Origin of the sequence: Streptomyces sp. NRRL B-24484 (assembly GCF_000717715.1) — a bacterium.
Lineage (GTDB): Bacteria > Actinomycetota > Actinomycetes > Streptomycetales > Streptomycetaceae > Kitasatospora.
This window is the reverse complement of record NZ_JOAI01000023.1, coordinates 165,511-177,929: the sequence shown is the minus strand read 5'-3', so window position 1 is coordinate 177,929 and position 12,419 is coordinate 165,511. Positions and strand designations below refer to the sequence as shown.

Below are 12,419 nucleotides of genomic sequence, written 5' to 3'. Positions count from 1 at the left end.
GGGGCGCCCCGCGCGTTGTGCAGGGCATGAAGAAGCGCAGCATGCTCGCCTTTGCCTCGCTCGCCGTCGGCGTCGTCGCCTCGCTGACCGCTCCGAGCGCCCACGCCGACGGGCCGCAGCACCGCACCGGTGACGCCAGGACGGTCACCGGCACCGAACTCCCGGACACCGCCGCCGCCGAGCAGGCCGCCGAGGACGCCGACCTCGCCTGAGCCCGGACGGTCCCGCGACCGCCCGCCCTGCCGCACCTCCACGGGCCCGCGCCGACCGGCGCGGGCCTCCGTGCTGTCCGGGGCCTCCGAGCTGTCCGGGGTCTCCGTGCTCTCCGGGGCCTCCGAGCCGTCCGGTGTGCCGGCCGGGGCCGGCCGGTGTGCCGTCCGGCACAGCCCCGACCGGGTTGACGCGGGGCGGGTCGGCGGCGGATGGTTCTGGGGCACTCCGCCCCCCGCACCAGGACCGCGCCATGGACACCCTCACCGACCGCCTCCGCAGCAACCTCGACGGCCAGCCGATGCTGGCGACCCTGGGGGTGGAGATCGTCGAGCTGGCCCGCGGCCGGGTGGTGCTCGACCTGCCCGTGCGGCCCGGGGTGACCCAGCAGAACGGCTTCGTGCACGCCGGCGCCATCTCCACGCTCGCCGACGCGGCGGCCGGAGCGGCCGCGCTCTCCCTGATGCCCGAGGGCAAGGACGTGCTCAGCGTCGAGTTCAAGCTCAACCTGCTCAGCCCCGGGGTGGGCGAGCGGCTCCGGGCCACCGGCACGGTCGTGCGCAGCGGACGGACCGTCACCGTGGTCGGCGCCGAGGTCCGGTCGGTCACCGACGGCGTCCCCGGCAAGGAGGTCGCGCTGCTCCAGGGCACGATGATCGCCGTGGAGCACGCCCGGTGACCGCCGCCGGATCGGACGGCACTGTCACCGAATCGGAACACCGGCCGGCCCGCCACTGGGTAGACCTGGAAGTGGACGGCCCGCGCCGGCCCCGGTCCGGCGGCAGCCGGCAGGAACACGGAGGACGTGGAGAGATGACGCAGACGGCCCGCAGCACCGCGCCCGCCACCCGGCTCATCCCCGGCCAGCGCCCGCCGGCCGAGCCGCCGTTCGTCCCGGCGGCCGCCGAACCCGGCACCGGCGCGGTCGCCGCGCTGCGCCGCGCGTTCGCGGTGGCGCGCGGGCTGCGCACGCTGCGGCCGGTGCCGGCACGCGCCCAGGAGCCCTACGGCGAGGTCGACGGCCAGTGAGGATTGACGCGTCATCACGGCCCGGCCCGCTCGATTGACGCGTTCAGAACACCGTTCCGGCGATCCGTTCACACATACGTAGGATCATCATCCTAGAATTCGCCGCGTGACGATGTCTCAGTGGTGCGCAGCGGCAGCCGTTGTCCTCGCCGTCCCCGCGGTCCTGACCGCCGCGAGGTACCGGGCCGTCACCCGCACCCTGCGCCGCCGGCTCGACGAGCAGCAGCACGAACTCGACTCGCTGCGCGGTCGATTGGCCGGCGAACTGGCCCGGCGCAGCGCCGAGAGCGCCGCCGTCCAGCGCGAGCAGGAGCTCACCGCCGGCACCCAGCGCGCCTTCCTCAGCGTCGCCCGCCGGATCCTGGTGATGGCCCACGACCAGCAGGCCGGGCTGGACGAGATGGAGCGCAACCACGACGACCCGGTCCTGCTGGAGGGCCTACTCAAGGCGGACCACGCGGCCGCCCAACAGGCCCGGCTGGCCCAGACGCTGGCGGTGCTGTGCGGGGCCCGGGCGGGCCGGCACTGGCCCGAGCCGGTCGCGCTGGAGGACATCGTCCGCGGCGCGCAGTCGCGGATCCTGCCGTTCCAGCGGGTCGTGGTGCGCAGCCGGCTGGAGACGGCGGTGGTGGGCGCCGCCGCGGAGGCGCTGATCCATGCGGTCGCCGAGCTGCTGGACAACGCCACCCGCTACTCCCCGCCCAGCACACAGGTGTTCGTCACGCTGATGCCGGTGCACAACGGCGCCGTGATCGAGATCGACGACGCCGGTGTCGGCATGCCCGAGGGTGCGGTGGAGAAGGCCGCGGCGGCGCTGTCCGGCGGCGGCGGGCTGGAGGTGTCCCGGCTGGGCGAGGTGCCGCAGCTGGGCCTCGCCGCGGTCGGTCGGCTGGCCGAGCAGTACGGGTTCCGGGTCACGCTGAGCTCCGCGCCCTCGCCGTACGGCGGTGTGCGGGTGGTCCTGCTGCTGCCGAACGCGCTGCTCACCGAGCCGCTCCCGCACGGGCCGGCCGTCCCGGCCGCCGTCTCCGCCCCGGCCGTGCCCACGGTTCCGGCGGCCCCTTCGTCACCCGTGGCCGGGCCGGCCCCGCAGGCCGCGCCCGCCGACGGCGCGCTCCCGCGCCGCACCAACCGCCGGCGGGCCGCCCCCGCGGCCGGCCGGCAGCACGCCGCCGAGCAGCCCGGTGCCGCGCCGCAGCGCTCGGCCCGGGAGGCGCAGGCCTTCATGGCGCTCTTCCAGGCCGGCACCGCCAGCGGCCGGTCGGCCACCGGCCGTTCCGGTCAGGACCAGCAGAACCCGCAGCACCAGCAGGACCAGCAGCACGGCACTCCGGCCGAGCCCGCCCCCGGGCCGGCCGGGACGCTTCCCGCCTCCCCCCAACACCCCCTGCGCGCAGGAGAGTTCTATGACCACCAACCCTGACCTCGGCTGGCTTCTCGCGGACATCGTCGCCGTGCCGGAGGTGCAGCACGCCGTCGTGGTGTCCAACGACGGCCTGGAGATCGGCCGCAGCGCCAAGATCGGCCGTGACGACGCCGAGCGGCTCGCCGCCGCCTGTTCCGGTCTGCAGTCACTCGCCCGCGGCGTGGCGCAGGGCTTCGGCGGCCCGACCAGTGCGACCCGGCAGATCGTCGTCGAGTACGGCGGCGGCTACCTGTTCATCGTCGCGGCCGGCGCCGGCGCCCACCTCGCGGTGGTCACCGGCGAGGCGGTCGACGCCGGCCTGGTGGCCTATCAGATGCAGGTGATGGTCGAGCGGATCGGCACCCACCTGACCAGTCCGCCCCGGATGGAGCAGGCGGCCGGGGACGCGCGGTGAGCGGCCCGGTCCGGCCGTACGTGATCACGGGCGGCCGGAGCCGGCCCAGCCGGAACGTCCTGGCACTGGAGAGCCTGGTCTCCACCGTGCCCGGGGCGGACCTCGGCGAGGCCGAGCTCAACCGGGAACACCAGCGCATCCTGGCGCTCTGCGGGCAGTTGCTCGCGATCGCCGAGATCTCCGCCCACCTGCACCTGCCGCTCAGCGTGGTGAAGGTGCTGGTCGGCGATCTCTGGGACCTCGGCGCCGTCCAGGTCCTGCCCCCGGCGACCGCCGTCCACCGGTCGCCGGACGTCCCGCAGGCCGACCGCCTGCCCACGTCGCTCCTCGAGGAGGTGCTCGTTGGCCTCCGCCAACTCCGCTGAACCGTCCTATCTGCCCTCCACCGTGCAGGGCGCCGTCAAGGTCCTCGTCACCGGGCCCTTCGGCGTCGGCAAGACCACCCTCGTCGGGTCGCTCAGCGAGATCACGCCGCTGCGCACCGAGGAGACCATGACCGCGGCCGGCGTCGGCATCGACGACCTCACCGGCCGGACGGGCAAGACCACCACCACCGTCGCCCTCGACTTCGGCCGGATCACCCTCAACCCGCAGCTCGCGCTCTACCTGTTCGGCACCCCCGGGCAGGAGCGCTTCTGGCCGCTGTGGGAGGACCTCTCGCGCGGTGCACTCGGGGCGATCGCCCTGGTGGACACCCGCCGGATCGGCGAGAGCTTCGACGTGCTCGGCCAGCTGGAGGAGCAGGGCATCCCGTTCGCCGTGGCGGTCAACGTCTTCCCGGACACCGCGCGCCACTCCGAGCAGGAGCTGCGCGACGCGCTCGACCTGCTGCCCGACGTGCCGATCCTGCACTGCGACGCCCGCGACCGGCAGGCCGCCTACGACGTGCTGATCGACTTCGTCGCCCATCTGCACGCCACGGCCGTACTGGAGCTCCAGCCATGACCAGCCCCCTGCCGGAGACCGGTCCGGTGCCACCGCCCGGCTGCCCGATGCACCGGGCCGGCGGCCGCCCCGCGCCGCTGTACGGCCCGGCGGTCTCCGACGACCCGCACGGCCTGTACGCCCGGCTCCGCGAGCAGCACGGGCCGGTCGCCCCGATCGAGCTGGAGCCCGGCGTCGAGGCCTGGCTCGTCCTCGGCTACCCCGAGCTGCTCGAACTCACCCGCAACGAGGCGCTGTTCTCCAAGGACTCGCGGCGCTGGCGGGTCGCCCGGGAGGGCCGGCTGGCCGCGGACTCCCGGCTGCTGCCGATGACCGCCTGGCGGCCGACCCTGCTCAACCTGGACGGCGCCGAGCACCAGCGGCTGCGCTCGGCCGTCGCCGACACGCTGTCCAGGATCGACCACCGGCAGCTGCGCACCACCACCGAGGCGGCCGCCAACGCGCTGATCGACGGCTGGGGCCCGGACGGCACCGCCGACCTGATCGCCCAGTACGCCCGGCGGCTGCCGCTGCTGGTCTTCACCCAGCTGCTCGGTCTGCCCGCCGAGGCCGGCCCGCACCTGATCGAGCTGATCAGCCACTTCGTGGACAGCAGCGAGAAGTCGGTGCGGGCCAATGCCGAGTTCCAGGCGATCCTGGTCGACCTGGTGCGGCGCCGCCGCGAGCAGCCCGGCGCCGACCTCACCTCCTGGCTGCTGGCGCACCAGGCGGGCCTGACCGACGAGGAGGCGGTGCACCACCTGGTGGTGATCCTCGTCGCGGGCAACGAGACGACCATCAACTGGACGGGCAACGCGCTGCGGCTGCTGCTGACCGACCGCCGCTTCCGCTCCACGCTGACCGGCGGGCGCCTCAGCGTCTCGGACGCCCTGGACGAGGTGCTCTGGCGGGACCCGCCGACGCAGAACTTCCCCGGCCGGTGGGCGACCGGCGACACCGTGCTCGGCGGCCAGTACATCAGCGCCGGCGACATGCTGGTGCTCGGCCTCGCGGGGGCGAACGCGGACCCGGCGGTGCACGGCCCGGACGGCATCGGCGGCAACCGGGCGCACCTCGCCTGGGGCGCCGGCCGGCACGTCTGCCCGGCCCAGCACCCGGCCCGGCTGATCGTCGAGACCGCCGTCGAGACCCTGCTGCACCGGCTGCCGGACCTGCAGCTCGCCGTGCCGGCGGGCGAGTTGACGTGGCGGCCGTCGCCCTGGTCGCGCGCCCTGGTCGACCTGCCGGTGCTGTACAGCGCGTTCTCCCCGCCCCGCCCCGCCGCGTCCGAAAGGCCGACATGGACACCGCCGACCGTCCCGCCCCCGTCAGACTCGACCCCTTCGGACGCGACCAGCACACCGAGAACGCCCGGCTCCGGGAGGCCGGGCCGGCGGTCCTGGTGGAACTCCCTGGCGGGGTGGTGGTCTGGGCGATAACCCACCACGACACCCTGCAGGAGCTGCTCGCCGACCCGCGGGTCGGCAAGAACGCGCAGCTGTGGACGACCTTCCGCGAGGGACGGCTGCCCGAGGGCTGGCCGCTGCTCAACTTCGTCACGGTGCCCGGCATGGTCACCGCGGACGGCGCCGACCACCGGCGGCTGCGCGGCCTGGTCACCCAGGCGTTCACCCCGCGCCGGATCGCCGAGCTGGCGCCCGCGGTCGAGGCGCGCGCCGAGCGGCTGCTCGACGGACTGGCCGGGCTGGAGGGCGAGTTCGACCTGCGGGAGCACTTCGCCTACCCGCTGCCGATGCAGGTCATCGGTGAACTCCTCGGCCTGGACGTGACGCAGCAGGACGAGCTGCACGAGCTGTCCGACACCCTGGTGTCCAGCTCGGCGACCCCGCAGGCCGCGATCGCCGCCCAGCAGGGCCTGTTCGCGCTGCTCGGCTCGGTGATCGCCGCCAAGCGGGAGCAGCCGGGCGACGACCTCACCACCGACCTCATCGCCGCCCGCGAGGAGGGCGACCGGCTCTCCGAGCAGGAGCTGGTGGGCACCCTGCTGCTGATGCTGGTCGCCGGGCACGAGACCACGCTGAACCTGATCACCAACGCGGTGCGGGCGCTGCTGGCCCACCCGGACCAGCTGCAGCTGGTGCTGGACGGGAAGGCGACCTGGTCGGCAGTGGTCGAGGAGACCCTGCGGTACGACTCTCCGGTCGGCCAGTTCCCGCTGCGCTACGCGGCCGAGGACATCGAGGTCGGCGGGGTGCTGATCCGGCGCGGCGAGGCGCTGCTGGCCTCGTACGCGGCCGCCGGGCGGGACTCCGGGCACCACCCGGAGGCGGACCGGTTCGATATCACCCGGGCGCCGTCGCGGCACCTGTCCCTCGGGCACGGGCCGCACTTCTGCCTGGGCGCCGGACTGGCCCGGCTGGAGGCGGAGACGGCGCTGCGCGGGCTGTTCGGCCGCTACCCGACGCTGGTGGCGGCGGACGGTCCGGCCCCCGAGCCGATCGCCTCGTTCGTCTCCAACAGCGTGCGGAAGCTGCCGGTGCGGATCGGCTGACGCCGTCATCGGGAGGTGCACCACAAGGGGCGGGTGGGGGCACCTCCCGCCCCTGTGGCGCATCCCGTACGCCTTCGGTGACGGCCCTAGGCCGGGGTGATGCGGCCGTGGACGAGGCGGACGAGGGCGGCGTGCACGTCGTCCAGGCTGCGGTCGGGCTGGAAGGCCAGCCAGTCGAGGGCGACCACCAGGACCATGCCGAACAGCGCCGAGGCGATCAGCTGGGTGTCCAGGTCGTCCGAGAGCAGGCCCTCGCCGACGGCCTCGTCGAGCACCGCGGCGACCACGGCGACGGCGCTGTCGCGCATCATCCGCAGCGACTCGTGCCAGGCCCGGTTGGTCCGCCAGGTCTCGGCGACGAAGAGCTGTGCGAAGGACGGGTAGGCGGCGATGAAGACCAGGCCGGCCCGGATCATCGCGTCGAGGCCCTCCATCGGCGGTCTGCCCTCGGCGGCCTCCCGCAGCGAGTCGGTGAGCAGCCCGGTGCCGTGCTTGAGCAGGCCCTCGAACAGCTCGGTCTTGCTGGCGAAGTTGTAGTAGACGGTGCCCTTGGCCACCTGGGCGCGTTCGGCGATCTCGTCGACGGTGGTGGCGGAGAAGCCCTTCTCGGCGATGAGGGTGACGGCGGCCTCGTACAGCTTCTGCCGGGTCGCGCTGCGGCGTTGGCTCATGGGTGCTTCCGGGTGGGTGGGGGCACCGACGCCGTCCGGCGCCGGGTGGGTGGGAGACGAAGAATGCCGGGCGCGCGGATCGTACCGCGCGCCCGGCAGGGTCCGGCCGGGTGTCAGAGCGACAGCTCGGGGTGCAGCCGGGAGAGCGTCCAGACCTGGCGGCCGCGGGCGGTCAGCACGGTGAGCGCGAGCGCACCGACCCAAAAGGCGGCGAGCACGGCGCTGCCCGTCCACACGGCGGTGAGGTCGCCGCCGCTGATCAGCCTGCGCAGTCCGGCGACCACGTAGGTCATCGGCAGGAAGGGGTGGATCGCGTTGAAGAACCCGGGGCTCGACTCGACGGGGTAGGTGCCGCCCGCCGAGGTGAGCTGCAGCATCAGCAGGGCGAGGGCCAGCAGTCGGCCGGCCGGGCCGAAGCGGGCGTTGATCCACTGCATCAGCGCGGTGAAGCAGAGCACGGTGAGCGCGAGGTAGCCGAGCAGTCCGGCCGTCCGCTCGGGCTGCAGGCCGAGGCCCCAGTGCAGCACGCCGATCAGTGCGGCGGCCTGGGCGAGGCCGATCGCGGCGGCCGGCAGCCAGCCGGCCAGGGCGACCCGCCAGGCGGGCGCGTTGCCGGCGAGGGCGCGCGGACCGAGGGGGCGCATCAGCATGTAGGTCACCATCGCGCCGACCCAGAGGGCGAGCGGCACGAAGTACGGGGCGAAGCCGGTGCCGTAGTTGGGCGCCTTGTTGAGCTCCTGCCGGGCGAGGGCGACCGGGTCGCTCATCGCGGCGGCGCGGGCGGCGCGCTGGCCGTCGGTGTAGTCGGGGATCTTCGCGGCACCGTCCTGCAGGCCGGTGGCGAGCCGGCCGGAGCCGTCGGCGAGGGGGCCCAGGCCGTCGTCGAGGCGGCCGATGCCGTCGGCGATCTGCCCGGTGGCGGAGTCGAGGTCGGCCATGCCGGTGGAGAGCCGGTAGACGCCGCCGGAGAGGCGGTGGGCGCCGTCGTCGAGCTTGCCGAGACCGCTGTCGAGGCCGCGGATGCCGGTGAGGGCGGCGGCGGTGCCCTGCTTGACCTTCGCGGCGCCGTCGGCGACCCGGTGGGCGCCGTCGTCCAGCCGGTGGAGGTCGGCGACCTTGGCGTCGAACTCGGCGGCGAGGTCGGGGTCGGCGAGCTTCCGGGCGGCCGTCTGCACGTCGTCGGCGCGGGCCGCGACGTCCGCCAGCCGGGGTGCCGCCCGCTGGACCACGGCGTCGGTGTGCTCGGCGACGGCGACCAGGCGGTGGCCGATGGCGGAGAGTTCGGCCGCCTCCCGGCAGTCCTCGGCGTCGCGGCCCGGGGCGGGGGCGCCGCCGGGGCAGTACCGGGCGTACGAGGCGTCGGCGTCGGCGGACACCCGGCGGGCGTCGGCGAGGACGGCCGAGGAGCGGGCGGGCAGGTCCTTCAGGTCGGTGGAGAGCTTCCCGGCGGCGTCGGCGGTGAGCCGGGCGGCGGTGCGGATCTGCTCCGGGTACGTGTGCAGCACCGGGGAGAGCTTCCGGGCCACCGGGTCGACCTCGTCGGTGAGCCGGCGGGTGCCGTCGGCGACCTGCTGGGCGCCGGTGGTGACCTTGGCGAGGCCGTCGTCGATCCGGGCGATGCCGTCGTCGAGGCTGCTGCTGCCCTGCTTGGCCCGGTCCAGGCCGGTGGCGAGGTCGGCGGCGCCGGTGCTGGCGGTGCGGCCGCCGGCGGCGAGCCGGTCGGCGCCGTCCTTCACGCGGGCGGAGCCGTCGGCGAGCTTCGCCGAGCCGTCCTTGGCCCGGGCGGTGCCGTCGGCGAGCCGGTGGGCGCCGTCGGCGGCCTGCGCGGTGCGGTCGTGCAGGTCGGAGAAGCCGAGGAAGACCTTGTCGTAGAACCCGGCGGAGGCCTTGGCGCTGGCCGCGGCCCGGACCTCGCTGAACACCGTCTTGGAGATCGACCCGACGACGTAGTTGTTGGAGTCGTTGGTGCGCACCTGGAGGGTGCCGCGCTCCGGGTGGTCGCCGTTGCTGCTGGCGATGCCGGCGCTGAAGCCGGCGGGGATGGTGAGGGTCAGGTAGTAGCGGCCGGAGGCGAGGCCCTTCTCGGCGTCGGCGGCGGTGGTCTCCTGCCAGCCGAAGGTGTGGCTCTGCCGGAGCTTGGCGGTCAGGTCGTGCCCGGCGTCGACCCGGTTGCCCTCGACGGTGACGGCGCGGTCCTCGTTGACGAGGGCGACCGGCAGCTTGTCGAGGCGGCCGTACGGGTCCCAGAACGACCAGAGGTAGAGGGCGCCGTACAGCAGCGGGAGCAGCAGCAGGGCGACCATCGCGGCGCGGGGCAGCCGACCGCGCGAGAAGCGGCCGAACTCCAGGCGGGCCAGGCTAAGCGCGCGCATCGGCGGCCTCCTCCTCGGGTGCCGCGGCGGTCTCCGCGGCGGTCTTCGCGGGGACCTCGGCGGGCGCGGTGCGCGCCGTCAGGTCGGCGAGGCCGGCGGCGCGGCCGGCGTCGGTGGTGGTGGCCAGCACGGTGGTGCCGCGGTCGGCGACGTCGCGGAGCAGCTGCCAGGCGGCGCGGCGGGCGGTGTCGTCGAGGCGGTCGTCGATGTCGTCGGCGCAGAGCAGCCGGGGTCCGCCGATCAGGGCGAGCGCGGTGGAGAGCCGTAGCCGGTCGAGCGCGCCGAGTTCCCGGGCGGGGGTGTGCAGCCCTTCGGGCAGCCGGTCGGGGTCGAGTCCGGCGGCGGCGAGCGCCTCGGCGGCCCGCCGGTCGGTGCCGCGGCGCACCAGGGGGGCGAACGGGCGCCCGTGCAGGTGGAGCTGCTCGCGCAGGTGGGCGGCGACGCTGAGCGCCGGGTCGGGCTCGTTGACGCCGGGGACGGGGCCGAGGGCGGCGATCCGGCGGACCCTCGCGGCGTGCCGGGGCAGTTCCAGGCCGTCGACGGAGGCGCTGCCGCCGGTGGGCCGCATCCGTCCGGCGAGGGTCAGCAGCAGGGAGGTGCGGCCGGTGCCGGCCTCGCCCTCCAGGGCGACCAGGGCGCCCGGTGGCGCCTCGAACCCGACGTCCCGGTAGACCCAGCCGCGTGCTCCGCGCAGTGACAGCGCCTCGGCGCGGACGGCGGCCCCGGCGGTGTTCCGGTCGGCCATGGCGCCCCTCCCCCGTTTTTGAACTGACCAGTCAGTTCAAATATACGGGCGCGTCGGGCCCGGTCCGCACCGGACCGGGCCCGACGGAGTGTGAGATGCCTTACGGCAGACGCCTCCAGGGACTCGCGGAGGCTCTCCGGCGGGGTGCCGCCGGCTCAGGCCTGCTTGGGGGACGGGCTCATCCGGGAGGTGATGGCGATCCGGTTCCACGAGTTGATCGCGATGATCAGGGCGATCAGCTGGGCCAGCTCCTGCTGGTCGAAGTGCTTGGCGGCCTCGTCGTAGACGGCGTCCGGCACGTGCCCCTGGGTGACCAGCGTGACGGACTCGGTGAGGGCGAGGGCGGCGCGCTCGCGGGCGGTGTACCAGGGGGCCTCGCGCCAGGCCGGCAGGGTGGCGAGGCGGTGCTCCTGCTCGCCGCCCTTGCGGGCGTCGGTGGTGTGCATGTCCAGGCAGAACGCACAGCCGTTGATCGCCGAGGCGTGGATCTTGACCAGCTCGGCCAGCGAGGGCTCGATGCCGGCCCGGGCGGCGCGGTCCAGGTCGATCATCGCGCGGTAGAAGCCGGCGGCCTGCTCGGGCAGGGAGATCCGCTGGACGGGGGCGGGGACGTGGGCGGGGACGTGGGCGGGGTCGTTCGTGGTCATGGGCTCCACGCTAGGAGCGAAGTGGCCCGCGGGTGTGGTTCATTGGGCGGATGGGATCCTGGGCCACTTTCGGTGGCGACCTGCACCTCGACCTGACCGCGGGCCGCTCCCGGGGCCTGGGCCTGCGGGCCGCCCTGGAGGACGCGCTGCGCGAGGCCGTCCGCACCGGGCGGCTGCCCCGGGCCACCCGGCTGCCGTCCTCCCGGGAGCTCTCCCGGGACCTCGGGATCGCCCGGAACACCGTGGCGGAGGCGTACGCGCAGCTCTCGGCCGAGGGCTGGCTGGCCTCCCGGCAGGGCTCGGGCACGGTGGTGGCCGACCGCGGCACCCCGTCCGTGCCGGTGCCGGCGTCCCCGGCGCCGCGCACGCCCGCCGTCCGGCACGACCTGATGCCGGGCCGCCCGGACGTCTCGCGCTTCCCGCGGTCCGCCTGGCTGGCGGCGGCCCGCCGGGCGCTGGCCACCGCCCCGCACGAGGCGTTCGGCTACACCGACCCGCGCGGCCGGATCGAACTGCGCCGCGCCCTGGCCGGCTACCTCGCCCGGGTCCGCGGGGTGCGGACCGACCCGGAGCGGCTGGTCGTCTGCGCCGGCTACACCCAGGGCCTCGGCCTGCTCTGCGAGGTGCTGCGCGAGCAGGGCGTCGGCACCGTCGCGGTCGAGGAGTACGGACTGCCGCCGCAGCTGGAGGTGCTGTCCGCCAAGGACCTGGCCACCGCGGCGCTGCCGCTGGACGCCGGCGGCGCCCGCACCGACCTGTTGGCCGGCACCGGCGCCGGGGCGGCGGTGCTCACCCCGGCGCACCAGTTCCCCACCGGGGTGCCGCTGCGGGCCGCGCGGCGGGCCGCCGCCGTCGCCTGGGCGCAGCGGACCGGCGGGCTGGTGGTGGAGGACGACTACGACGGGGAGTTCCGCTACGACCGCCAGCCGGTCGGTGCGATGCAGGCGCTGGACCCGGAACGGGTCGTCCACGCGGGCACCGTGAGCAAGAGCCTGGCGCCGGGCCTGCGGATCGGCTGGCTGGCGCTGCCGGCCGCGCTGGTCGGCCCGGTGGCCCGTCGCAAGGAGCTGGCGGACGGCCAGTCCGGGGTGATGGACCAGCTGACCCTGGCCGAGCTGATCGCCTCCGGCGCCTACGACCGGCACGTGCGGCGCAGCCGGCTGCAGTACCGGCGGCGGCGCGACCGGCTGGTGGCGGTGCTGGCGGAGCGGGCGCCGGAGGTCCGGGTCACCGGCATCGCGGCCGGGCTGCACGCGGTGTTGGAGCTGCCGCCCGGCTCGCTGGACGAGGAGGAGCTGCGCCGGCAGGCCGCCTGGCTGGGCCTGTCGCTGAACACCCTGGGCTGGTGCCGGACCCCGTCCGCGGGCCCGGAGCCGGAGCGCCCGCCGGCCCTGGTGATCGGCTACGGGACTCCGTCGGACCGGGCCTTCGAACCGGCCCTGGACGCGCTCTGCACCCTCGTCCGGCTGGCGGCGCCCGGGGACTGATC

General features: G+C 75.4%; 14 protein-coding genes. 10 read left to right on the top strand and 4 right to left on the bottom strand.

Going from position 1 to position 12,419, the window contains the following annotated elements; translation table 11 throughout:
* Positions 1 to 26: 26 nt before the first annotated feature.
* From IE98_RS0121910 to IE98_RS46585, 9 genes are all read left to right on the top strand, one after another.
* Positions 27 to 212, top strand: a complete 186-nt coding sequence (locus tag IE98_RS0121910) for a hypothetical protein (protein WP_030271416.1) — start codon at positions 27 to 29, stop codon at positions 210 to 212.
* Between the two features lie 251 nt (positions 213 to 463).
* On the top strand, positions 464 to 889 hold the full coding sequence (locus tag IE98_RS0121905; protein WP_030271414.1) for a PaaI family thioesterase: 426 nt from the start codon (positions 464 to 466) through the stop codon (positions 887 to 889).
* Between the two features lie 134 nt (positions 890 to 1,023).
* Positions 1,024 to 1,239 (top strand): hypothetical protein, encoded by a 216-nt coding sequence (locus tag IE98_RS0121900; protein WP_030271413.1) that lies wholly within the window; start codon positions 1,024 to 1,026, stop codon positions 1,237 to 1,239.
* 112 nt (positions 1,240 to 1,351) lie between these two features.
* Complete coding sequence (locus IE98_RS0121895) at positions 1,352 to 2,662, top strand: sensor histidine kinase (protein WP_052390792.1); 1,311 nt, start codon at positions 1,352 to 1,354, stop codon at positions 2,660 to 2,662.
* Positions 2,646 to 3,059, top strand: a complete 414-nt coding sequence (locus IE98_RS0121890; RefSeq protein WP_030271410.1) for a roadblock/LC7 domain-containing protein — start codon at positions 2,646 to 2,648, stop codon at positions 3,057 to 3,059. Before IE98_RS0121895 ends, IE98_RS0121890 begins: the two co-directional genes overlap by 17 nt.
* A complete protein-coding gene (locus IE98_RS0121885; RefSeq protein WP_030271408.1) occupies positions 3,056 to 3,424 on the top strand; it encodes a DUF742 domain-containing protein in 369 nt (122 codons plus the stop codon). Before IE98_RS0121890 ends, IE98_RS0121885 begins: the two co-directional genes overlap by 4 nt.
* Positions 3,402 to 4,004 (top strand): GTP-binding protein, encoded by a 603-nt coding sequence (locus IE98_RS0121880; RefSeq protein ID WP_030271406.1) that lies wholly within the window; start codon positions 3,402 to 3,404, stop codon positions 4,002 to 4,004. Before IE98_RS0121885 ends, IE98_RS0121880 begins: the two co-directional genes overlap by 23 nt.
* Positions 4,001 to 5,422: a cytochrome P450 gene (locus IE98_RS51005; RefSeq protein ID WP_043174740.1), complete on the top strand. Its 1,422-nt coding sequence runs from the start codon at positions 4,001 to 4,003 to the stop codon at positions 5,420 to 5,422. Before IE98_RS0121880 ends, IE98_RS51005 begins: the two co-directional genes overlap by 4 nt.
* Complete coding sequence (locus IE98_RS46585) at positions 5,386 to 6,495, top strand: cytochrome P450 family protein (RefSeq protein WP_234443624.1); 1,110 nt, start codon at positions 5,386 to 5,388, stop codon at positions 6,493 to 6,495. The genes IE98_RS51005 and IE98_RS46585 overlap by 37 nt, the downstream gene beginning before the upstream one ends.
* A gap of 86 nt (positions 6,496 to 6,581) precedes the next feature.
* Here the strand turns inward: IE98_RS46585 and IE98_RS0121865 are convergent, their stop codons facing one another.
* From IE98_RS0121865 to IE98_RS0121850, 4 genes are all read right to left on the bottom strand, one after another.
* A complete protein-coding gene (locus IE98_RS0121865) occupies positions 6,582 to 7,166 on the bottom strand; it encodes a TetR/AcrR family transcriptional regulator (RefSeq protein ID WP_030271403.1) in 585 nt (194 codons plus the stop codon).
* Positions 7,167 to 7,279: 113 nt separating this feature from the next.
* Complete coding sequence (locus tag IE98_RS0121860) at positions 7,280 to 9,538, bottom strand: YhgE/Pip domain-containing protein (protein WP_030271402.1); 2,259 nt, start codon at positions 9,536 to 9,538, stop codon at positions 7,280 to 7,282.
* Complete coding sequence (locus IE98_RS0121855; RefSeq protein ID WP_030271400.1) at positions 9,525 to 10,283, bottom strand: ATP-binding cassette domain-containing protein; 759 nt, start codon at positions 10,281 to 10,283, stop codon at positions 9,525 to 9,527. The genes IE98_RS0121860 and IE98_RS0121855 overlap by 14 nt, the downstream gene beginning before the upstream one ends.
* A gap of 155 nt (positions 10,284 to 10,438) precedes the next feature.
* On the bottom strand, positions 10,439 to 10,930 hold the full coding sequence (locus IE98_RS0121850) for a carboxymuconolactone decarboxylase family protein (RefSeq protein ID WP_030271399.1): 492 nt from the start codon (positions 10,928 to 10,930) through the stop codon (positions 10,439 to 10,441).
* A 50-nt stretch (positions 10,931 to 10,980) separates the two neighbouring features.
* On the opposite strand from IE98_RS0121850, the gene IE98_RS0121845 reads away from it, so the two are divergent.
* Entirely contained in the window at positions 10,981 to 12,417 is a 1,437-nt protein-coding gene (locus IE98_RS0121845; RefSeq protein WP_030271397.1) for a PLP-dependent aminotransferase family protein, read from the top strand.
* The last annotated feature ends 2 nt before the right edge of the window (positions 12,418 to 12,419 follow it).

Bases quoted from the DNA above. Each gene is read 5' to 3' on its own strand.
- IE98_RS0121910 (WP_030271416.1), top strand. From the start codon at position 27: ATGAAGAAGCGCAGCATGCTCGCCTTTGCCTCGCTCGCCGTCGGCGTC.
- IE98_RS0121905 (WP_030271414.1), top strand. From the start codon at position 464: ATGGACACCCTCACCGACCGCCTCCGCAGCAACCTCGACGGCCAGCCG.
- IE98_RS0121900 (WP_030271413.1), top strand. From the start codon at position 1,024: ATGACGCAGACGGCCCGCAGCACCGCGCCCGCCACCCGGCTCATCCCC.
- IE98_RS0121895 (WP_052390792.1), top strand. From the start codon at position 1,352: ATGTCTCAGTGGTGCGCAGCGGCAGCCGTTGTCCTCGCCGTCCCCGCG.
- IE98_RS0121890 (WP_030271410.1), top strand. From the start codon at position 2,646: ATGACCACCAACCCTGACCTCGGCTGGCTTCTCGCGGACATCGTCGCC.
- IE98_RS51005 (WP_043174740.1), top strand. From the start codon at position 4,001: ATGACCAGCCCCCTGCCGGAGACCGGTCCGGTGCCACCGCCCGGCTGC.
- IE98_RS0121865 (WP_030271403.1), bottom strand. From the start codon at position 7,166: ATGAGCCAACGCCGCAGCGCGACCCGGCAGAAGCTGTACGAGGCCGCC.
- IE98_RS0121860 (WP_030271402.1), bottom strand. From the start codon at position 9,538: ATGCGCGCGCTTAGCCTGGCCCGCCTGGAGTTCGGCCGCTTCTCGCGC.
- IE98_RS0121855 (WP_030271400.1), bottom strand. From the start codon at position 10,283: ATGGCCGACCGGAACACCGCCGGGGCCGCCGTCCGCGCCGAGGCGCTG.
- IE98_RS0121850 (WP_030271399.1), bottom strand. From the start codon at position 10,930: ATGACCACGAACGACCCCGCCCACGTCCCCGCCCACGTCCCCGCCCCC.
- IE98_RS0121845 (WP_030271397.1), top strand. From the start codon at position 10,981: ATGGGATCCTGGGCCACTTTCGGTGGCGACCTGCACCTCGACCTGACC.